Annotated in this window: 16 protein-coding genes; 10 read left to right on the top strand and 6 right to left on the bottom strand. The window is 48.6% G+C overall.

Annotation, left to right across the window (positions count from 1 at the left end; genetic code table 11):
• Nucleotides 1-60: 60 nt before the first annotated feature.
• The 8 genes from lpdA to ACQY33_RS06865 all read left to right on the top strand — a co-directional run bounded on the left by lpdA (nucleotide 61) and on the right by ACQY33_RS06865 (nucleotide 7185).
• The gene (gene lpdA, locus ACQY33_RS06900) at nucleotides 61-1431 is read left to right on the top strand and encodes a dihydrolipoyl dehydrogenase (protein ID WP_428075251.1); all 1371 of its coding nucleotides are present in this window, start codon (nucleotides 61-63) and stop codon (nucleotides 1429-1431) included.
• The gene (locus ACQY33_RS06895; protein WP_428075249.1) at nucleotides 1428-2135 is read left to right on the top strand and encodes an RNA methyltransferase; all 708 of its coding nucleotides are present in this window, start codon (nucleotides 1428-1430) and stop codon (nucleotides 2133-2135) included. Before lpdA ends, ACQY33_RS06895 begins: the two co-directional genes overlap by 4 nt.
• A gap of 68 nt (nucleotides 2136-2203) precedes the next feature.
• The gene (buk, locus tag ACQY33_RS06890) at nucleotides 2204-3316 is read left to right on the top strand and encodes a butyrate kinase (RefSeq protein ID WP_428075247.1); all 1113 of its coding nucleotides are present in this window, start codon (nucleotides 2204-2206) and stop codon (nucleotides 3314-3316) included.
• Nucleotides 3317-3350: 34 nt separating this feature from the next.
• The gene (locus tag ACQY33_RS06885; protein ID WP_428075245.1) at nucleotides 3351-4268 is read left to right on the top strand and encodes a phosphate acyltransferase; all 918 of its coding nucleotides are present in this window, start codon (nucleotides 3351-3353) and stop codon (nucleotides 4266-4268) included.
• 60 nt (nucleotides 4269-4328) lie between these two features.
• Nucleotides 4329-5636 carry a peptidoglycan DD-metalloendopeptidase family protein gene (locus ACQY33_RS06880; protein WP_428075243.1) on the top strand — a complete coding sequence of 436 codons (1308 nt, stop codon included), beginning with the start codon at nucleotides 4329-4331 and terminating at the stop codon, nucleotides 5634-5636.
• The gene (locus ACQY33_RS06875; protein WP_428075241.1) at nucleotides 5633-6199 is read left to right on the top strand and encodes an ATP/GTP-binding protein; all 567 of its coding nucleotides are present in this window, start codon (nucleotides 5633-5635) and stop codon (nucleotides 6197-6199) included. The genes ACQY33_RS06880 and ACQY33_RS06875 overlap by 4 nt, the downstream gene beginning before the upstream one ends.
• A gap of 8 nt (nucleotides 6200-6207) precedes the next feature.
• Entirely contained in the window at nucleotides 6208-6777 is a 570-nt protein-coding gene (locus ACQY33_RS06870; RefSeq protein WP_428075239.1) for an ATP/GTP-binding protein, read from the top strand.
• 18 nt (nucleotides 6778-6795) lie between these two features.
• On the top strand, nucleotides 6796-7185 hold the full coding sequence (locus tag ACQY33_RS06865) for an SEC-C metal-binding domain-containing protein (protein ID WP_428075237.1): 390 nt from the start codon (nucleotides 6796-6798) through the stop codon (nucleotides 7183-7185).
• A 55-nt stretch (nucleotides 7186-7240) separates the two neighbouring features.
• On the opposite strand, the gene ACQY33_RS06860 is transcribed toward ACQY33_RS06865, so the two are convergent.
• The 6 genes from ACQY33_RS06860 to ACQY33_RS06835 form a co-directional block, all read right to left on the bottom strand.
• Nucleotides 7241-7978, bottom strand: coding sequence for a ComF family protein (locus ACQY33_RS06860; protein ID WP_428075235.1), 738 nt, complete (start codon nucleotides 7976-7978; stop codon nucleotides 7241-7243).
• A gap of 13 nt (nucleotides 7979-7991) precedes the next feature.
• On the bottom strand, nucleotides 7992-13373 hold the full coding sequence (locus ACQY33_RS06855) for a hypothetical protein (protein WP_428075233.1): 5382 nt from the start codon (nucleotides 13371-13373) through the stop codon (nucleotides 7992-7994).
• Nucleotides 13374-13549: 176 nt separating this feature from the next.
• Entirely contained in the window at nucleotides 13550-14608 is a 1059-nt protein-coding gene (locus ACQY33_RS06850; RefSeq protein WP_428075231.1) for a hypothetical protein, read from the bottom strand.
• A 4-nt stretch (nucleotides 14609-14612) separates the two neighbouring features.
• A complete protein-coding gene (locus tag ACQY33_RS06845; protein ID WP_428075229.1) occupies nucleotides 14613-15665 on the bottom strand; it encodes a hypothetical protein in 1053 nt (350 codons plus the stop codon).
• 3 nt (nucleotides 15666-15668) lie between these two features.
• On the bottom strand, nucleotides 15669-16784 hold the full coding sequence (locus tag ACQY33_RS06840; protein WP_428075227.1) for a hypothetical protein: 1116 nt from the start codon (nucleotides 16782-16784) through the stop codon (nucleotides 15669-15671).
• 11 nt (nucleotides 16785-16795) lie between these two features.
• Nucleotides 16796-17896 carry a hypothetical protein gene (locus ACQY33_RS06835; RefSeq protein ID WP_428075225.1) on the bottom strand — a complete coding sequence of 367 codons (1101 nt, stop codon included), beginning with the start codon at nucleotides 17894-17896 and terminating at the stop codon, nucleotides 16796-16798.
• A gap of 115 nt (nucleotides 17897-18011) precedes the next feature.
• On the opposite strand from ACQY33_RS06835, the gene ACQY33_RS06830 reads away from it, so the two are divergent.
• Both ACQY33_RS06830 and ACQY33_RS06825 read left to right on the top strand, forming a co-directional pair.
• Nucleotides 18012-19106 (top strand): LptF/LptG family permease, encoded by a 1095-nt coding sequence (locus tag ACQY33_RS06830; RefSeq protein ID WP_428075223.1) that lies wholly within the window; start codon nucleotides 18012-18014, stop codon nucleotides 19104-19106.
• A complete protein-coding gene (locus tag ACQY33_RS06825) occupies nucleotides 19106-20191 on the top strand; it encodes an LptF/LptG family permease (protein ID WP_428075221.1) in 1086 nt (361 codons plus the stop codon). Before ACQY33_RS06830 ends, ACQY33_RS06825 begins: the two co-directional genes overlap by 1 nt.
• Nucleotides 20192-20345: the final 154 nt, after the last annotated feature.

Below are 20345 nucleotides of genomic sequence, written 5' to 3'. Positions count from 1 at the left end.
TTTAATGTTACAATAGGTATACAAACTCCATACCCCTAACAGGGCGAAAAAGGATTTTTTATGGCCAAAAAAATAGTAGTTATCGGCGCGGGCCCGGGCGGATACCCGGCCGCGTTAAAAGCAGCCTCCTTAGGCGCGCAAGTAACATTAATTGAAAAAGACAAAATAGGCGGGGTCTGCCTCAATTGCGGGTGCATTCCGTCCAAATCTTTATTAGACGCGGCCCACCGTTTTGAAACCGCACGCCGCCTGCCCGCTTTATGCCAAGACGGAGCGGAACAGCCAGCACTTTCCTTAACGCAAAGCATTTCCTGGCCTAAGGTGCAGGCTCGCCAAAAAGCGGCCACCCAAAAATTAACCGCCGGCATAATGACTATGCTCAAAGCCAAAAAAGTAACCGTTATCACCGGTACGGCCAGCTTTAAAAACGCCGCTGAAGTGTTGGTAAAAACGGCGGACGGGGAACAAACCCTTCCGTTTGACGCCTGCATTTTAGCCACCGGCAGCACGGCGTTTTTCCCGCCCGTTTTGCAGGCCGTAAAAGACAAAATTTACGATAACTCCACCATTTTTGACATGCCCCGCCTGCCTAAAAGCTTAACCATTATCGGCGGAGGCGTAATCGGCTGTGAGTTTGCGGAGCTGATGCACGGTTTTGGCGTACAGGTAAATATTGTGGAAATGCAAGAACGCCTGCTGCCGCTTATGGACGAAGGACTATCCCGCGCGCTTACGCAAAGTTTCACCAAACGCGGCATTCATATTTACACGTCCCAAAGCGCCGCCGGCGTAACTTGCGGGGAAGACAAAAAAACCGTAACACTTTCTGACGGCGCCGTGTTGGAAAGCGAAGAAATCCTGGCCGCCATCGGCCGCAGCGTGGATTTAAGCGCCATGGGGTTGGAAGCCCTGGGCATAAGCTGGAGCAGAAAAGGCGTTACGGTGGACCCGCGCACCCTGCGCCTGAAAGACAATATTTACGCGGTGGGGGACGTAAACGGCCTGTGTCTGTTGGCGCACGCCGCCACGCGCCAAGGGGAAGTGGCCGCCCAAAACGCCTGCGGGCAAAACGCCGTGTATCATAACGAGCAGGTTCCTTCCGCCATTTACACCCGGCCGGAAATAGCCTGCGTGGGTCTAAGCAAACAATCCGCCCAAGAACAAGGGATAGACCTTAAATCCCATAAAGCGTTTTTGCTGGCCAGCGGCCGCGCCCAAGCGCAAGACGAGACGGAAGGATATTTTGAACTGCTCAGCAACCGCCAAACCGGCCAGCTGCTGGGGGCCAATTTCTGCGGGGCCAACGCCACGGAGCTGATTCACATCGTCAGCGCCATGTTGGCCGCGGACATGACGGTACAAACCGCACAGGAAATCATTTTCGCCCACCCCACCTTGGCTGAGTCCATAGGGGACGCGTTACACAAATGAACCCGTTTGTCATCATCCTGGTGCGCCCGCGGGACCCAAACAACATCGGCGCCTGCGCGCGCGCCATGGCAAATTTTGGCTTTAACGAGCTGCGCATTGTAGACCCGTACAACCCCGTTTGGCAGGAGGCCGTCAGCGCGGTGGGCGCGCAGGATATTTTAAAAAACGCACGCCTATTTTCCACCCTGGCAGAAGCCTTGGAAGATACCGAATTTTCCCTAGCCACCACCGCCCTTAGAAAACGCGTCATTGAACAAGAAATTTTATTTCTGCCGGATATGGGCTCTTTTCTTCAAAAGGCACCGGGCCGGCGCACCGCCATTGTGTTTGGAAACGAAAAAAGCGGCTTAAGCGGGCAGGACATCGCCCGTTGCAACGCCGTTTTAAACATTCCCACCACCTCCCGCCAGCCTTCCATTAACTTAGCCCAAGCGGTATTGTTGGTTTGTTATGAAACGGCCAAATCCATGGGATTAAAACCCCTGCGCGCCGCCAAGCAAACGGTTTATCCGTCAGACGCCCAGCGGGAAGTGGTGGTGCGGGAACTGGACAGCCTGTTCCTATCCGCCGGATTAAAGGAAGACTGGCCCGCCTCCACCCGCAAAAACTTAATACGCAGCGTCCTTTCACGCCAAAATTTAGACCGAAGCGCCCTCTTCTTAATCAAAAGCTTGGCTGAGAAGCTGCGCCAACACGGCAAATAGACTCTTTCTTTTAAAGCCAAGCCCCCTATATTTTGTTAAAATATAGAAAAGGAGCACCGCCCGTTTTTATGGATTACAATATTTTAGTGATAAACCCGGGGTCTACCTCGGACGATATAGGCTACTACCGCGGAAACACCCCCGTGTTTGAGGTAACGGTACGTTACTCTATGACGGACCTGGAACCCTACGAAGGCAAAAATGTTATTGAACAGCTGCCCCTTCGCAAAAAATTAATTTTAGATTATTTAATAGACCACAATATCCCGCTGGAAGAAATTAACGCCGTTATCGGCCGAGGCGGGTTTATTAAGTCCGTATCCGGCGGCGTGTATGAAGTAAACGAGCAAATGTTAAAAGATTTAAGCGCCGGAACCTACGGAGGCATACACCCCAGCAATTTAGGGGGTATTTTGGCGCATGAAATCGCCCAAATAGCCCACTGCCCCAGCTTTATCGCCAACCCGGTGGTAATTGACGAATTACAGCCCATCGCCCGTTATTCCGGCATGCCGGAAAACCCGCGCATATCCATTTTTCACGCGTTAAGCCAAAAACGTGTGGCCCGCATGATTGCGGAAAAAATGGGCAAGAAATACACCGATGTAAACTGCATTATCTGCCACGGCGGGGGCGGCATTACGGTGGGTGCCCACTGCAAAGGCCGCGTGATAGACGTGAACAACGGCTACGAGGGAGACGGCCCCATGACCCCCCAAAGAAGCGGCGGCGTGCCGGCGGCGGGGCTGATGCAAATGTGCTTCAGCGGCAAATATACTGAGCGCGACATTAAACTGAAACTGCGCGGCAAAGGCGGGCTGGTGGCGTATACCGGCACCTCGGACGTAAAAGATTTGGAAGAGTTTATCCGCACCGGCGTAAAACGCCCCGGTTCCATGATTTTTTGCACGCGGGAACAAGCGCAGGAAGCGCGCGATGCCATGGTATACCAAATAGCCAAATACATAGGCGCTATGGCGGTGGTGTTAAAAGGGAAAATAGACTTTATCGCGCTGACCGGCGGGCTGATGCACAGTAAAACCATCCCGCAGCAGCTGGGGGAATATGTGGGCTGGCTGGCCCCGTTGTACGTCTTCCCCGGCAGTGAAGAGAAAGTAGCCCTGCGCGAAGCGGCCCAGCGCGCCTTGCAGGACCCTTCCCTGGTGAAACGCTACGTATAATTTATATTTGTACCAACAGTAAGGAGAATAAAAAATGAAATTCAACAGTTTCGCTGACTTAATCAGCCAAGTAAAAGGCAAATCCAACCGGGTAGTGGTTCCCGGCGCCAACAACAAAGAGGCCCTGCAGGCCATTAAAATGGCGGACGACAACGGCCTAATCTCCCACGGTATTTTAATCGGCCCCATTAACGCCGTAAAAGCCATGGTAAAAGAAGCCGGCCTGCCGGAAGGAAAATTTGAATTTATTGACTGTGAAGACGTTCCCACCATGTGCAAACTGGCGGTAGACCAAATCTTAGCCGGCAAAGGCGATTTTTTAATCAAAGGGCTGGTAGACACCAAATATTACATGAAAGCCATTTTGAATAAAGAAGCCCATTTAGTGCCGGAAGGAGCCCTGTTGTCCCACTTTGTATTATTCAGCACGCCTAAATACAAAAAACCGTTTGCGGTAACGGATTCCGCCGTAGTCATCGCCCCTACCTTGGAACAAAAGGTAAAAATCATTCAAAACGCCGTGGACACCATGCATAAACTGGGCTTGGCCGAGCCGAAAGTAGCCGTTGTGTGCCCGGTGGAAAAAGTGAACGAAAAAATCCCCAGCACGGTAGACGCCGCCGCCTTGGCCCAAATGAACGCTGAAGGCAAAATTACCGGCTGTACGGTGGAAGGCCCGTACGATTTTTATATTTCTATGTCCGCCGAACGCGCGGCCGAAAAAGGCATTTCCGGCAAAAAAGTGGCCGGGGACGCGGATATTTTGGTCCTGCCGGATTTAGACGCCGCCAACCCGTTCTATAAAGCCCTGGCTTTCTTTGGGCAAGACATGGAAGCGGCCGCCGTACTGGTGGGGCCCAAAATCCCGGTGATTTTGCCTTCCCGCGCGGACGACCCCAAAGTAAAGCTCAACGCCATTGCCTTGTGCTCTTACTTAAAAGACCAAAAATAACTCAATCTTGCAGGGCGTACCCATACCGGGGCGCCCTGCATTTTGTATATAATAAACCAAATGAACAAATTGCGCTTTCTTAATTTTTTTAATAAACATTACCGCCGCTACCATGACTTGCTGTTTTATTTTTTAACCCTTTCCGTCATTACGCTGGCGACGGTGCTTGCCGTTCAAATCACCAAAGAAAAGAACGAGCAGGAGTTAATCAACCTGCAGGAAAAACAAATAGCCGTAGAAGAATTTACCGTTAAACAAAAACCCATTTTTGTGGCTTTGCAAGATGCCGGGCTTTCCAACCGGGAAGTGTTTGAAATTGTAAATAAATTAAACGAAGTAACCGATACCCGCCGCCTGCAAAACCGGGATACCTACTCTATTTCCACTGATCAGGAAGGCCATTTTAATATGCTTTTGCTGAACCAAGGGTTTAAGCATTTCTATGTGGCTAATTTGGAAGGAACGCTTATTTCCGGCGTGAGCGACGTGGAAATAAAAACCCGCGTAAAAACAGCCGCCGGGGAAGTGGAAGGCTCTTTATTTAATTCCATGCTTAAAGAAGGGGCTACCGTACCGCTGATTGTGGATTTTACGGACGCCTTCTCCTGGACGATGGACTTCAACTCCGAAACCCAAAACGGGGACCGCTACGCCGCCCTGTGGGAAGAAAACTACACGGCGGACGGCACCATCACCAGCCAAGACTTGCTGGCCGCTTATTACAAAGGACAAAACGGCCTGACCTACGCCTTGTATTTTAACGGGGAATTTTACGATGAAACCGGCAAAGTAAGCAAAAAAATGTTCTTAAAAGCGCCTATCAGTTTTCGCAGTTACCGTATTTCCTCACGTTTTAGCTATGGGCGGTTACACCCCATTTTGCGTATCCGCCGCCCGCATTTGGGCATAGACTACGCCGCCCCCGCCGGCACCCCCATAGACGCGGTGGCGGATGGAACCGTTACTTACGCCGGGCGCAAAGGCGGCTTTGGCAATTACGTGGAAATCAAACACGCCAACAGCTATGTTACCTCTTACGGGCATTTAAAAGGCTTTGGCAAAGGCATTAAAAAAGGCGCGCGCGTAACCCAAGGGCAAACCATCGGTTATGTGGGTTCCACCGGGCTTTCCACCGGGCCGCATTTGGATTTCCGCATTAAATACAAAAATAAATTTATAGACTTTTTAAAGATGAAGAACCGCAACAATGCAACCCGTTCCGTAAGTAAAGAAGAACGCAAAGAGTTTGACGAATTAAAAGCGTTGTACTTAAAAGAGCTGGACCGGGCTACCAAAGAAGCGGATGAAAAAGCCAAAGCCAATACAGCTTCCCAAGAAAAAGAAGCCCAGGCTGAGGAGAACAAATGAAGAAAAAAATTGCTTTAACCGGTGGGCCAAACAGCGGGAAAACGACGGCGCTGTCTGTATTAAAAGAAACGTTCGGCCCCCAAGTGGAACTGGTACGGGAAGCCGCCACCATGATTTTTAGCGGCGGTTTTCCCCGGCAAGACAACAGCCGCCCGCATATAGAAGCCGCCCAGCGCATTATTTTCCACGCCACCAAACAGCTGGAAAGCCTGGCGGAAAAAACGTCTGACGCGAAGCTCATCGTTTGTGACCGCGGCACCGTGGATGCCGCCGTTTACTGGCCGGGCGGAGTGGAAGATTTTTTCAAACACATGGGAACCACGTTAGAGGCCGAAGTAGCCCGTTACGACGCGGTACTGCATTTGTCCCCGCCGTCCAACCCGGCTTTCTACCAATCCACCCATGTTCGTACGGAAAATTTGGAACAGGCTTTTGAAATTGACCGCAAAATTTTAAAAATTTGGGAAAACCACCCCAACCGTTTGATTGTGGGCGGGACGGAACATTTTTTTGAAAAAGCGGAAATTATTAAAAATTTTGTAGAAAAATTAATTCAAAAATAGGACCTTCTATGAAAAAGAAAATCGTTTTAACAGGCGGCCCCAGCGGCGGGAAAACAACCGCCCTGTCTATTTTAAAAGAAACTTTCGGCAATAAGATTGCCTTGGTGCAGGAAGCGGCCACCCTTATTTACAGCGGCGGTTTCCCCCGCAAAGACAACAGCCCCCTGCACATTGAGCACGCGCAAAACATTATTTTTTACACTGTACACCAGCTGGAACATTTGGCGCAGGTAACCTCCGCCGCGGACATTATCGTGTGCGACCGCGGCTCTATAGACGGCGCCGTCTACTGGCCGAAAGGGCCGGAAGATTTTTTTAAAGCCATGAACACCACGCTGGAAGCGGAACTGGCCCGCTATGATGCGGTGCTGCACCTCTCCCCGCCGCCGGAAAAAGATTTCTATCAAGCCACCAACGTGCGTACGGAAAACCTGCAGCAGGCTTTTGAAATTGACGACAAAATTTTAAAAATTTGGGAAAAACACCCCAACCGTTTGGTTGTCCCGCGGGAAAAACATTATTTTGAAAAAGCGGAAATTATTAAAAATTTTGTGGAAAAAATGCTTTCCGAAAAATAATAAGGAGTTTTAATTTATATGTGGAATCCGTTTAAAAAACAAGAAGAGGCCGAGCCAGCCCAAACGGCGGAAGCGGCCCCCAAAAAACCGAAGCAATCCATAGAGGAACGCCTGGAAAAAGAGCTGGACTCTCTGCCGGCCATGTTTAAAAGCAAATTAAAGGACCCGGCTGTTAAACAGCGCTTTATTGATATTGCCAAACGCATGGAAAAAGACGGCGTAGACTTTAAAAGCATACGCGCCATGAAGAAATGGATGGAAGCCCATAAGGCCGAATTTCAAAACCAAAACGGCGAAGTGCAAAAAGTGGAAACCGTGGTGCATGAGGGGCCCAAAATCGGCCGTAATGACCCGTGCCCCTGCGGAAGCGGCAAAAAATACAAAAAATGCTGCGGCGCCAATAAATAACATCTGAATAAAAAACCCCGCCATAAGGCGGGGTTTTTATTTGCGCACTAAAATATTACGGCTCACGGGCTAAGGTAAAAGCCATTACCTGTTTGGCCCCGGCTTGCTTTAAGGCCGCCGCACAGCCTTCCAGCGTAGCCCCGGTAGTGGCCACATCATCTATCAGTAAAATGCGCTTGCCCTTTACATCCGGCAATGCGGCGAACGCCCCCAGCATATTGATTAGGCGCTCCTGCCTCTTTAAATGCGCCTGGGAAAGCGTGTCTCTCTGGCGAAGCAATACTTCCCCGCGCAGGGAAAGACCCGTGCGCTTACAGAAACTTTCCGCTAACAGCTGGGACTGGTTATATCCGCGCATACGCCGTTTTTTAGGGTGAAGCGGAACGGGAACCACCCAGTCTATGGGTGTTAGCTCCGGGTATTTTATAAACTCCTGCGCCATGCGCTCCCCTAAAAACTCCGCCAAGAAACTGTATCCTTGGTATTTAAACGCGTGGATTAACGCCTGGGTTTGGGGGCCAAACAGCCAGGCCGAACGTATGACGCCGCATTTAAACGTTTTGGCCTTGCTTCCCCGGCAGCGCGCACAATGCGCTCCCCCGGCGGGAAGGACCGTTCCGCACCGGCGGCAAATAAGAGGCCCCGGGCATTGTATTTGGGAAAAACACGAAGCGCATAACGGAAAATCTTCCCCAAACGGCAAATCCGCCCCGCAGGAAAAGCAGGTTTTAGGAAACAGTATATGCAAGATATATTTTCCAGTTTGAACAAACAGCCGTTTCGCGCGATGCATAAACACCCATATATTAAAATTGTACGGTAATGTTGGCGGAAAAATTATAAGCGTCGTAATCTTCCGTGGCTACGTACGCGTGTTTTAAAATACTGTATCCGCCCGACACGTTAAAACGCAAGTTTTGGGACATTTCATAATCCAGCGAGGTGGTAATATCATACAATTCGTAATTGTCGGTCACCTCCACCGGGGAAGATTTATCCGTATAACTAAGCACGGTATTCCAAATCACGCGGTTAGTGGCGTTATAATTGCGGTTTACAAAAGGCAGCCATATCCCACGGGGGAGGTTAAAGTCCCAACGTAAAGTTAAACTGGGAATGGTTTCCGTGGTGCTTTCGCTCAGTTTGCCCACCAGCCATTTATCATGGGAAGTGTAGGTGAGTTTAGGCGTTAAGCGTAAATTTCCGATATAAAAAGACGTCTGCACGGATAAATCTTCATCTTCATAGCGTTCCAAATTGGTGCCGGCGCGCAAGTCTTGCGTGTCAGACTTTTTACGCGTAAAGTTTAACACGTTATCAAAATAATTAAACAAGATAAAGCGCAAATCCCCGCCGTATTGGGTTTCCAAACCGTCTTGGGATTGTTCGGTAGTTTGCGTAATTAAACTGTAACGCAATTTTAAGTTGGAAGAACTGAGCCAAGAACCGGCGTAAAAGAATTTTTCCAAATCACTGATGGAAAAGACCAAATCCGGCAAGGTTTGGCTGACAGAGTCATATTCCGTCCCCGTTTGGTTATTGGTTTGCGTGGTATAACTGAAGTTATTAATCAGGGAAACCGTTTGCAGCGGGGCAGCCATGCCGGTTAACTCATATTTAGCAAAAGGAGACCAGCGCTGGGAAGAGGTAAACGTATCACGCAAAGTCATAGAGCTTAAATACCCGTAGCGGCCCACATCTCCCATGGAACCGCGAATCCATAATTCTTTACGGGAATCAAAACCGCTGTCTACGTCATTCCAGCTGTCCGCGTCCTGTATGCGGAACGAATTGGAAATTACAAACGTATTAAACAGTTTGCTGTTGGGCAGGAGTTCGTTTCCGTTTAAAGTTAAAGCAACGCCCCCGTCCGCATTACGGTTAATGGATTTTACCGCTCCTATCCCCACATCTTCTTTTTGCCCGTTTGCGGCAACCGTTTTGGCGGTTAGATTGTTATTTTCTATCGTAGAGATATTGTAACTAAACGAGGGAGCCAACCAAGAGGCCATCTTCCAGGTGCTGGTAAAGCCGGTGCTTTGATTCATGGCTTTGGGATATTTAAAGTTTTGCGCTTCCCCGCTTTCATAACGCAAGCGTTCTTCCGTACTTTTGGTAATGTTATAACTGGGAACAAAGTTAAAGTTATTCGTAGGCTGATAATTCACCTTTACATTGAGTTTTTGGGTGTCCTCATCCGTGTTATAATTATTGACGGACTCCGCATGCATGTCTTTGGCATAATCTATTTTGGTATTGGTAAAGTAATACCCGGCGTTCACGCTTTTTAAGGTTTGCGTTTCATGACTGACGGTAACGCCGTATGTATGCACGTCGTCTTTACGTTGCAGAAGGTCATAATCCGTTTGGTCCATGGTGTATTCCAAACCTACTTTGGGCATATTTTCTTTTATAAAATCACCGCGCACCACGGCGCGTTCCCGCTCCACCTTGCCTTTATCCAACAAACTAATGGTGTTATAGTCTGTGCTGTCTTCAATATTGGGGGTTACCACCGTACTGCGGGTTAAAGTAGCTTCCATGGGGAATTCTTCTACTTTGTCTACTTTCAAATAATATTCTTCTTCCGTCTTTTCCTGGTTTTTGGAAACCGTAAGCGGCGTTTCAAAATTGCTGTCTTGGTATTTGTATTTGGCGCCGGCGCTGCCCCAGCCATCTAATTTAACGGCTACATTGCCCGTATAGGCCTGCCCGTGCTGAATAATGGTTTCCGCCAAGTGAATAACATTTAACCACACATGCCCGCCCTGTACGCCGGGAACGGGGCTGTCGTCCTTTTGCATACCGGCTATAATTAAACTTACTTTCTTAAAATTCATCACCCCGCCCGGCACGCGGTGGCGGGCCACGCGTACGTTGTATTCTTCTTTAGAAGCGTTTTCAAAAGAATCGGCAATGCCGTCCCCGTCTGTATCCACCATTTTTAAGGAAATCAACCGCCAGCCGTCAAACCCGGCGGGGACAATGACTTTATCGTAATTATTTTCCGTACCTACTTTTAAGAAAAACTCAGACCCGGCGTTAGACTCTTCACTATGCAGCAGAAAGCGAAATTCTTTATGCTGGGTAAAATCCATGCTGGAAAAGTTGCGGCTGGCGTATAATTCCCCCACCGGGTGTTCATCGGTGGCATCATCCGGTACCGGGCTTAAGCCCAAGGTATTAAATTCAATATCCAAAGACTGGTCTTTGGCGTTTACGGAATCAGTCGCTTTTTTCAAGTTGCCGATGGAACCATACAAATAATTAAAAACTTCCAAGCCGTCCCCGTGTATATCATTAAAAATAGGCTCGTAATTGGCGTTATCCACATTATTGATACCGGTTACTAAAATGCGTTTGTCTTCATTGTTTTCCATGGTATTCCAAGCCGTGCCGGAAAGAGCCACGTTGGCAATTTTAATTTGCCCTTTATATTTACCGGCGGTGCGCATTTCATCGGTCATTTTTAAGGTAATACGCAAATGGCGCACAGCCGTCCACTGGTCTTTTACGTCTGCAATGTCCAAGGGTGTTACAAAGGTTTGCCAGCTGTCAAAATTAATACGGTTGTCCGTCCAAGAAAATTGGTCGTTATCCGCGATGGAACCCTCCCCCTGGGCAAAACCGAAGTTACCCAATGTAGGTATTTCCTCCGCGTCAAACTGGCCGTTGCCGTTTAAATCCTGCGTATCTATGCGGCCGTTTGGCTGGGATTCCGGGTTATACACGTTATTCACAAACGGGTTATAGCGGTGGAGGGTGCCGTCCGGGTCTTCATATTCCCAGCCGATGTCCTCATTGGGGGCTAGGCTGTTGCGGCATTGGACATCTTCCGTCTTAGGCACCAAACTGCCGCTGCTGCACTGGGTATACATACCGGAACTATTGTCTGAATATTCGCTGATATTACCAAAAGTAACGTTTAACTGCGGGCCGTTTGTTTCCCCGCGCATGGTTAAATCAAAAGAAGTTTTGTCTGACAAATCCACCCCGCTGGTGCTTAACGGATAGACGATAGAGACCTCATCATACCCGTCTTCCAAATAACTTTTTCCCGTATCCGGATTAATGGTGGTTGCGGCTTTGGTAAAATCGTAATTTATAATCAAAACCTGTTGTTTGTCATTGTAGTTGCTTACGGAGTTAGGGTTCACCTCCAGCGTGGGAATATCCTGTGTATCCCATGCCACAGAACCCCAAAACGCCGCTTTGCCGCTGGGGTTGGAGGCTATAAGCCAGTCTCTAAACACTTTTGAGCCGCCCGTTTGCACACTGGTTTCGTTCATGCTGTCCACCATGGCATACCCAAACTGGTTGGGATTATTGCGGGACTCAGCCACCTCCGCCCCGAAATCCACCGATACTTTGTCCGAAAGTTTAATATCTTTCCCGTTGATATCCGCCCCATACACCAACAAATCTTTGCTGTAATTGCCTACTTGCGGAACGGTGGTGGGTTTATCGCCCCCTTCTTTCAGCAACGTGGTGCCCAGTTGTATTTTATCCCACAGCTTATAGTCTAACCGGCCGCCCATAACAGAGGTGTTGGAACCGCTTCCGGTTACGGTGTCATAAGTGATATCTATAACGGAAGAATCCGTTATATCATCTCCTTTGTAAAAAGTGATAAAGCCGGAGGTATAGTCAATATAATAATCATTGTTTCGGGTAAGCGTTTTGCCGTTTAATTTAACCGTTTCAGACTCAATAACGATGTTGGACTCAATAAAATACGTTTTTACTTTGGAGGTATACTCCACTTTAAACGTGCGGTTGTAAGAAGACACCGGCGTGGTATTATACAATGTGCTGTCGGCAAAGCGGCGCTCCAAATAAAACACCCCGTTGTCAAAATCCATAATGATGTTGCTGGGATAGGTAAGCGTGCCGCCGCCGTCCACCGGCAAGGAAATTTCCTGCCCGGCCGCATCCATCACGCGCAGGAGGAAATTGCCTTTTCCATTATCGCGTGTAATTTGCTGGGCGCCCAAAGCGTAATATGTTTTTAATTCCAGCTGGTAAGAGGTTTCATTAGAGGTAAACGCAACGGGCTTTTCGTTTTCTGTCTTGATTAGTTTAATATCCCCCGCGTCCCCCATCACCTGGCTTAAACGGTTTCCGGTGGTGCTTACATAGTCCACCGCTATAAAACTTTCCGCCGTGATGGCGCGTTTAAACTGAATAATGCCGCTGGCATAGTCCACCGTATAATCCGTACCGCGGGTAAGCAAACGCCAATTAGCGGTGCGCTTGCCTCCGCCCAATACGTCAGAGGCGGTTTTAGAAATAGGCACAAAGTCATAATCCGTGCTGTTGGCGTCTAAATAAATTTCTTCCGTGCCGGGGGATATGTTCCCCATAACGGCGGCCCATTGTTGGTAGGCGTCCGTATAAAAGCCGGTAGGCAGGCGGCCCTGCGTATCTTTTTTAATGTTTCCGCCAAAGGTTAAATCGTAATAAGTGCGGCGTTTATAGTCCGCGTCTGACAAAGAGTTAATTTCCAGCACGCTGCTGCCGATAAATTGCTTTTGCTTGCTGGACCCCTTGGTTTGGGAGCCGATAAGTCTTAAATTTAAATCTTGATACTGCAGGTGCATCTGCGCGCCAAACAATTGCTTTTGGTAAGCAATAAATTCTGTTTCCGGCAAGGATAAATTAATATCCCCGAATTCAGCCAGCTGTACAAATTCCCCCGGTTTGCCGCGGTACGCTACCGAGATGGTCTTTTCTTCTTCACGTTGGTCATCATAGTCAATATCCACAAAAACGCGGTCTAAAATTTTACCCTGCATTTTTAATTGCAGTTCCTGCAACATGGTGTTACTGCGCAGGTTGCGTTCCTCGGTGGTGTTATTATCGTCCTCTTTATAGCGTTTGGCTTCCATCTTAAAACCCAGCACATAACGCCCGGTAAGGGCGATGCTGGTGCCATACAAAGGCAGGGAAAGCGTAGGGTTTAAAAGGGTTAAATCCGGTATTGGTTCGGGATCCTTATCCAGCTTGTAGGCCCCTTCCACGGAGGTTACCGCCTGGCGCCAGAACTCATCGGAATACTTAAGCAGCTGGGCGTCATCGGTGGGTTCCTCCACGGTTAATTCTTTTTCACGCTGGGCCTCTTGGTCTTGCGCGAAGATATCATATTGGTTTTTGTCCACCAGGCTGTACGGCAAGTCTTCCGCCCTCAAACCAGGCGGAAGTATAAGTTGCGTGCACAAAAGCAGGCACAGAAAGGTCCGGAGGATTTTCATGGGGGCAAAATACCTCATTTTTTATTCTATAATATTTGCCTTTTTTTAGCCCGGTGTTTTGGGCATAAAAAATCCCCCTGGAAAAGGGGGATTAAATTCATGAAAAAACAGCTCTACTTTACTTCGTACATTTCTAAACGCACTTCCTGCGCCCCTTGCTGCAAAAACAGAAAAATTTTATCTCTTTTTTGGGCGGGTATTACCTTTTCCAAATGCGCGTAATCCAACGAACCGGGATATTGCTTAAAATCACGGCTGAAAACCACTTTGCCGTCCCGGCGGACCTCCACCAAACCAATATTTTCGCTTATATTAATATCCGTAATTTCCACCCCGTTAAAGACCAAGGGTTTAAACACTTTTCCCCAGTTTTCCATAGCCAGGAACAAATCGTCTATGGCCGTTTTGGCGTCTACCGCAAAGCCCAGCTTGCCTTGAAAGCTTCCGCTGTGAATGCCAACCACTTCCCCCTGCGCGTTAAGCAGCGGGCCGCCGCAAGCGCCATTGCCCCGGCCCACAGGCGGCAAGGTGGTAATAATTTTGTATCCGCATACATCTAATATGCGCCTGCCGGCGTTTTTACTGTAATCTTTGGGACGGAATCCGGAATCCGGAAAGCCAAAAGAGTCCACCATCGTATTCTTTTGGGCGCTTTCCCCCGATATAACAAGCGGCCTGACATGTTCCTTTACTTCCGGGGGTAATGAAACAAGAGCGGCATCCACCCCGTTAAAACCATATGAACCTGACGCCTCCACATATCCAAAATACAACACAGGGGTGCCGTCCTCCCGGTAAAAGCGCATTTTAAGGCGATTGCCCGCCCGCCCGGAAACATGGTAAGACACCACTCCCCAAATCTGTCCGTCCCGCTCAAAAACAAAACCGGAACCGCGGGTGGAACCATCCTCAGGCACGATAACTTGAAAAATGGACTGGCGGATATGTTTTTCAATCTCCTGCCGGCGGGAATTTGCCGCGCCACGCGCCACACGCTGTTCTAAACGGCGCATAGCATGCTGAACCTCACTCCCCGCCGCCACGCGGGCGGCCCCCACCGATTTTTCCGCCGCTTTTTGCAAACTTTTAACCAACTGTTTGCCGGATTGGGCCCGCGCGCAAACCGCGAAATTGCATAAGAAAATAAAAAATAAACACGCTAAAATTTTCATGTTGCTATTTTCTCACTTGATATTCTATTACCTTATCTACCCGGCCGTGGGAAACCACCTCAAAAACCACCACATCCCCCGGCTGCACATGGCTTGTAACAAAAATCTTTTCCACTCTGGCATACGTAAAAGGCGCTTTGAAATGGTCCATATCCACCCTTTCCAGCAAGCGGCCGGCCCTTTTCAAAGAAACGCCCCCTAAACTCTGAAACGGCTCTATTTCAAATACCGTCTTCCCCAATATTTTTACAGGCTGGGAAGCTCTGCCAAAATAAAAATAACGAAGTAATTCCTTAATACCGTTTGCTGATACGGCAAAAGTTTGTTTTCCCTTTTCGCTTCCGCAATGCATGCCAAGCACATATCCGCCGCGGCCGATCACCGGCGCACCGCAAAACCCGCTGGGAGCAGGCGGAAGCTGATAATCCCCGGTAACTCTAAACCCGGTCACATCGGTTATTTTCCTGGCATATATATCCGGGGAACATCTCTCTTTAAACGCGCACATAAAACCATACACCTGGGCGGTTTCCCCCGTTTTGGCACCCAAGTCAGACAAACGCAGCGCAAAAACTTTTCCCCATAATTCCTCGGGCAGTTTGATCAAGGATACGTCTAAACTATTTATACCCCAGCCACCCCCCTGTTCCACGGTAAAATCTTTCACAAAAGGATGGCCTTGTTCATCAAAAAAACGCACATAAACCTTTTCTCCCGCACTGCCGCTGGTATGATACGGCACCGCCACCCACAGGGAGCGCTTCCCTTTAAAAAATTCTTCAAACACAAAACCGCTGGAATGAAAAGAGCCGTCCGCCACATTCACCACCTGCACGATAGCTTGGCGAATGTAAGTCTGAACCCGTTGTGCGTCATACGGGTGGCGCAAAAGCAAGGAGCGATACTCTTTGCGGCTGGCCATCACCGCTTTACGCAAACGCTTTTCCAATACGGTTTGTAATTTTTTAACCAAGGCTCCGGCCGGCTTTGCGCCCTGAGCCCAGCCGCCAAGCGGCATGCAAAAAGTGAATATCAGCAAGAAGAATACCTGTTTCATAGTTTATTGTAAGGTGTAGGTGATAAAATCCCGTTTATCTTGCCCGTCCGTCGTAATACGGAAACGAAGCTGGTCTCCAGGACGCAAAGCGGGTAATGTACGCTCCAAATGCGCATAATCCACCGGTTCCGGATGTTGGGTAATACAAATTTCCGTCCATTTCTCCCCGTTTCTAAAAATTTCCACATCACTTACGCGCTGGGTTAACGTTAAAGAAGTGATATAATGCCCGTTCACAACCACTTTTCGGACCAAAGAAGGGTTCCCCTCCATTTGGTCAAACAAAAACTGGGACACGCGCGAGAAATTTAATACATAGCTGTATTTCCCGAAGTAACTGCCTATGTGCAGCCCCACCACCTTGCCTTTTTTAATAACCGGGCTGCCGCATGCCCCTTGGGCTATACCGTCTTTATTGCCAAAATTATAGGTGGTGCGTATCTGCCAACCGTCTGAAGAGATGACTTTCCGGTCCGCCGTTTTAATCAGATGACTTCCTATAAAAGGCCCGTGGTAACCATAAGAATCCACTCTATCCCCCAAGTGTACGGGCTGAGCGTCTACTTCCAACGGTTTAACATATTTATGCACCCAAACAGGCACTTCCATTAACACCATATCCGGGTTGTGCAATCCTACCGAGCCCCGGGCCCTTACTATAAAAAATGCAGGCAGATAATCTCCTTCTCCTATATAAAAACGAACCGGCACTTTTTGCTCTATTTGCTTAGTCAAATGTCCGGCGGCGGCCGCCCATATCTGGCCTGAACCGTCCGGCCGAATAAACACAAAACCAGTGCCAAAAGGTTGTTTGTCCTCATCCAAAATTTGAAACACGCTGTAATGTATATCTTTTTCAAATTTTTGTTGGCGAAGTTTTGTTGCGCTCAACCAAGCCCGCCAACCCAGCAGCCGGGAGAGTTTGCCTGTTTGGGCGCCTTTAACAGCATCTTTTGATATTTTTTCTAAATGAGCCTGGGCCCCGCGGTTTTGCCTTTCTTCTGAACGGGCCAGACTTTTCACCAGCTGTTTCCACAAGCTTTCCGGGCGGGACTGAGCCGCCGCCGCCTGCCACAGCAGCATGGAAAGAAAAATCACCGCCAGTTTACGAAACGACATAGCGTATCTCCTTATTCCACCCAAAATTCCACACCTTCCGATTCCGACAGGCGCTGGTCTTTTACTACCAGCCGGATTTTATCACCTGGCCGGGCCTGCGGAAATAATTTTTCTAAAAATGCGTAGTCAAAAGGGGTTTCCCTCTTTGTTAAAAAAACTTGCGCCACTATCCGCCCGTTTCTTACCACTTCCACCTGGCTGATGCGCTGGGAAGAGGTAAGCTGAAGAATCAGCTGGCCTTTCCATACAACCGGTCTGAGGAGCTGCCGGTCTCCATGGTAATCGGCCAACATCTCACGCACCGGGCCGGGAGCTTCCACCGCAAAGCTGCAGCTGGCATTACCGTTGCTTCCGCTGTGTATGCCAACCACCTCCCCGGCTTCGTTCAACAAGGGCCCTCCGCAAGCGCCGGCGGGGTCTTGATCTCCAAAAGGATAAGAAGTGGTAATGCGGCTGTTATCTATGGAAACAATTACCCGGCCAACATTTTCCTTAGGTGGGCCGGCAAATTCTGCCGTTTCGTCCAGCCCATAAAAACCGAAAGAAGAAACCTTATCCCCTTTTTTGGGTTTTTCCTGCGCAAGACGCAAAGCAAAAACTTCTTTTTTCACCTCTTCCGGCACAAGCGCTAAGGCAAAATCATAATTTTGATATCCGCTGCTGCCATAAGCCATAATACGAAAGGCCCGGCGGTGGATTTCACCGTCTAAACCCACATACTCCGCGGCAAAAAAAGGAAATTTTTCTCCCACCGCATGCGCCGGAGCGACCGCCCATACCAAGCGTTTTCCAAAATAATTTTCTTCAAAAAAGAAACCGCTGGTTTGCACCAAAGGCGTATACATAAAAAATACGGCGCTTTTAATATTGGCTTTCACCTTTTGTATATCATACGGGGCATGTGCAAGTTGTTCAGCCAACTTCGCTCTGTACGCGGCCGCCTGCGCGCGCACAGCGGCGGCGCGCGCCGCTTTTTGGGCTCCTTTTGCCGCTTTTTTAGTTAACTGCTTAAACGCCTTTTTAGGCAAACGCTGGGCATGCAGCCCCGGCCCCAACACCGCCAGCCCATACAAAACAAGCGCTAAAACGCGCGCAAAAGAATAAACTCTCATACTATATAGCTTAGCACCCTGGCACCCAACAAAAAAGAGCCTTTGGACCTATCCGCCCTAGGCCATAAGACCTATTTATCCCGAACGCGCGGGATAATTTGTTAAAATAGATAATATGCGCATAGGTATTTTTTCAAGATATATCGCAAAAACTTTAATCACGTTTTTCCTGTCCGTGGTAAGTATTTTGACGCTGGTAATTTTTATGAATTATTTTATCCGCGTGGTAAATATGGCCATGGCATATGGAACCGGGTTGGGGTGGATCATATCATCATTGTTAAATATTTTGCCCACTATTCTCTCTTTAAGCGCGCCCATGGCATTTCAAATAGCCGTTTTGCTTACGCTTACCAGCATGAGCGAACAGGGAGAGCTGATCGCGTTGCGGGCGGCGGGGTTTTCTTTCCGGGAAATTATACGCCCCCTCATGATTTGCGCGGTGGGGTTATCCGTCATCTTGTTGCTGGTGGGCAACTGGGGCGCCCCCCGCAGTTATAGGCAATTTTTAGACCTGCGCAACGAAGCCTACAATAAAATTACCAAAGTAACCTTAGAGCCAAAAATGTTTATAGACCTGGGGGAATGGGATTTATATTTAGAAGAAATAGACGAAAAAACAGAAGAAGCCCGCCAAATCCATTTAATTAACAAAGCTGACGACAAAGCCCTCAGCACCAAAGTAAACGCTTCCAGAGGAAAAATTATTTTAACCGACACGGCCATCGGCCTGCAATTGCAAGACGGACAAATGCAGCGTATAGACGCCAAAGACCCCACCGCTATTATTGCCGCTAATTTTGATAATTACACCATGAGCATTGCCCTCACTAAAGCAGGCCAGCGCAGGCAAAGGGTGTCTGAACAGACCACCACTAAACTGCTTCGCCGCATACGTTCGGAATCCTTGCCGGACGAAACGCTAAACGAATTCCGCACGGAAATCAGCGTGCGCAATGTGTTGGCGCTATCCCCTATTTTGATGTTGCTGGTCAGCTGTCCGCTGGGATTTTCGCTGGGAAAACGCTCCAACAAGGGTTGGGGCATGTTATTTAGTATTGTTATCATTTTTTCATTTTATTTATTAATGACGCTGGGGCTTAGCATTGGTAAAAAATATGCGGCCTTATCTTACATATCCCCGTGTCTGCCGTATTTTATGGGCGCGGTAGTTGCTAAATATTTATGGAAAAAGAGGCTTAACATTTAATGCCGCGTATTTACTTTTATATCGCCCGTAAATTTTGGGCCCCGTTTTTATTCTCCATGGGGGTATTTACCGCCCTGGTGGTACTGGGAGACACGTTTGAAAAATTAAAAACCCTCAATAACGGTTATTCCACATTGGGGGCTGTGCTCAGCTACTCGGCGGCGATGTTTCCCAACTGGCTGGCCACCATTATGCCGGTGGCGTGCTTGCTGGCGGCCATATCGGTAATATCGGAAATGATATCCAACGGGGAATGGACCGCCTGCGTGGCGGGAGGATTTTCCCCCAAACAATTATTTATCCCCATTATGGGCTGTATTTTGATTGTGGGCGGCCTGACCATGCTGGTGCAGGAATTTATTGTTCCTCCGCTTAATTTAAAAGCGGAAACCATTTACTATACCCGCATTAAACCCCGGCAAGATTTTAGTATAAACGTGGAGCATAATGTAGCCATGAAAATTTCCCCCCGTCAAATGCTTTACGCCAAAACAGTGGATTTAAGCGCCGGCAAAATGGAAAACATTTCCATAGACACGTATGATTCTTTATGGAATATTTCCAACCAAATAGTGGCGGACGCCATGATTTGGGACCCGGAACAAAAAAGCTGGATTTTTAAAAACGGGACAAACCGCACTTTCATAGACAAAATGGATACCAAAGAGGAATCTTTCACCACCGCCACCGCGCCGCTGTCCACAGACCCGAAAGACATGTCCGTCAACCGCATAGACAGCAAATTACTAAGTATAAGAGACTTAACTAAGCGCATCCGCTTTTTTAAACAAAGCGGCCTGGCCTCTTATGAGGCGGAAACGGCCCGCCAGTCTAAACTGGCCACCCCGTTTGTAACGCTGGTGATGTGTTTGCTGGGCATGCCCTTTGCCATCAGCATGCGGCGCAAAAGCAAAATTTTAAATATTTTAGCTTCCTTGGTTATTGCCTTTGTGTTTTGGTGGCTGATTTCTATGGGTACGTCCATTGGGCAAAACGGCTATTTAAACCCGTTCTTAGCCGGGTGGGGGCCGGTGCTATTCTTCTCGGTAATAGTATTCTTTGAATTTAAGTGGATGAAATTGTAGCTTTATCCCAATAAAAAAAATATCCCCCGGCGTAGCCGGGGGTTTTTCACAATACGGGCATAGCCCTCACTCTACTAGCTACTACTTTAAGTAGTTTCCACTACCTGTCATTTGCGTCCCCTTACATCTAACGGGTTCGTGTCAAACGGAAGCA

Origin of the sequence: Candidatus Avelusimicrobium aviculae (assembly GCF_949292495.1) — a bacterium.
GTDB classification, from domain to species: domain Bacteria; phylum Elusimicrobiota; class Elusimicrobia; order Elusimicrobiales; family Elusimicrobiaceae; genus Avelusimicrobium; species Avelusimicrobium aviculae.
Note: the sequence above shows the minus strand (reverse complement) of the source record. Positions and strands in the feature narration are given on the sequence as shown.

Bases quoted from the DNA above. Each gene is read 5' to 3' on its own strand.
- buk (WP_428075247.1), top strand. From the start codon at position 2,204: ATGGATTACAATATTTTAGTGATAAACCCGGGGTCTACCTCGGACGAT.
- ACQY33_RS06880 (WP_428075243.1), top strand. From the start codon at position 4,329: ATGAACAAATTGCGCTTTCTTAATTTTTTTAATAAACATTACCGCCGC.
- ACQY33_RS06825 (WP_428075221.1), top strand. From the start codon at position 19,106: ATGCCGCGTATTTACTTTTATATCGCCCGTAAATTTTGGGCCCCGTTT.
- lpdA (WP_428075251.1), top strand. From the start codon at position 61: ATGGCCAAAAAAATAGTAGTTATCGGCGCGGGCCCGGGCGGATACCCG.
- ACQY33_RS06865 (WP_428075237.1), top strand. From the start codon at position 6,796: ATGTGGAATCCGTTTAAAAAACAAGAAGAGGCCGAGCCAGCCCAAACG.
- ACQY33_RS06895 (WP_428075249.1), top strand. From the start codon at position 1,428: ATGAACCCGTTTGTCATCATCCTGGTGCGCCCGCGGGACCCAAACAAC.
- ACQY33_RS06870 (WP_428075239.1), top strand. From the start codon at position 6,208: ATGAAAAAGAAAATCGTTTTAACAGGCGGCCCCAGCGGCGGGAAAACA.
- ACQY33_RS06875 (WP_428075241.1), top strand. From the start codon at position 5,633: ATGAAGAAAAAAATTGCTTTAACCGGTGGGCCAAACAGCGGGAAAACG.
- ACQY33_RS06885 (WP_428075245.1), top strand. From the start codon at position 3,351: ATGAAATTCAACAGTTTCGCTGACTTAATCAGCCAAGTAAAAGGCAAA.
- ACQY33_RS06840 (WP_428075227.1), bottom strand. From the start codon at position 16,784: ATGTCGTTTCGTAAACTGGCGGTGATTTTTCTTTCCATGCTGCTGTGG.
- ACQY33_RS06845 (WP_428075229.1), bottom strand. From the start codon at position 15,665: ATGAAACAGGTATTCTTCTTGCTGATATTCACTTTTTGCATGCCGCTT.
- ACQY33_RS06835 (WP_428075225.1), bottom strand. From the start codon at position 17,896: ATGAGAGTTTATTCTTTTGCGCGCGTTTTAGCGCTTGTTTTGTATGGG.
- ACQY33_RS06830 (WP_428075223.1), top strand. From the start codon at position 18,012: ATGCGCATAGGTATTTTTTCAAGATATATCGCAAAAACTTTAATCACG.
- ACQY33_RS06850 (WP_428075231.1), bottom strand. From the start codon at position 14,608: ATGAAAATTTTAGCGTGTTTATTTTTTATTTTCTTATGCAATTTCGCG.
- ACQY33_RS06860 (WP_428075235.1), bottom strand. From the start codon at position 7,978: ATGCATCGCGCGAAACGGCTGTTTGTTCAAACTGGAAAATATATCTTG.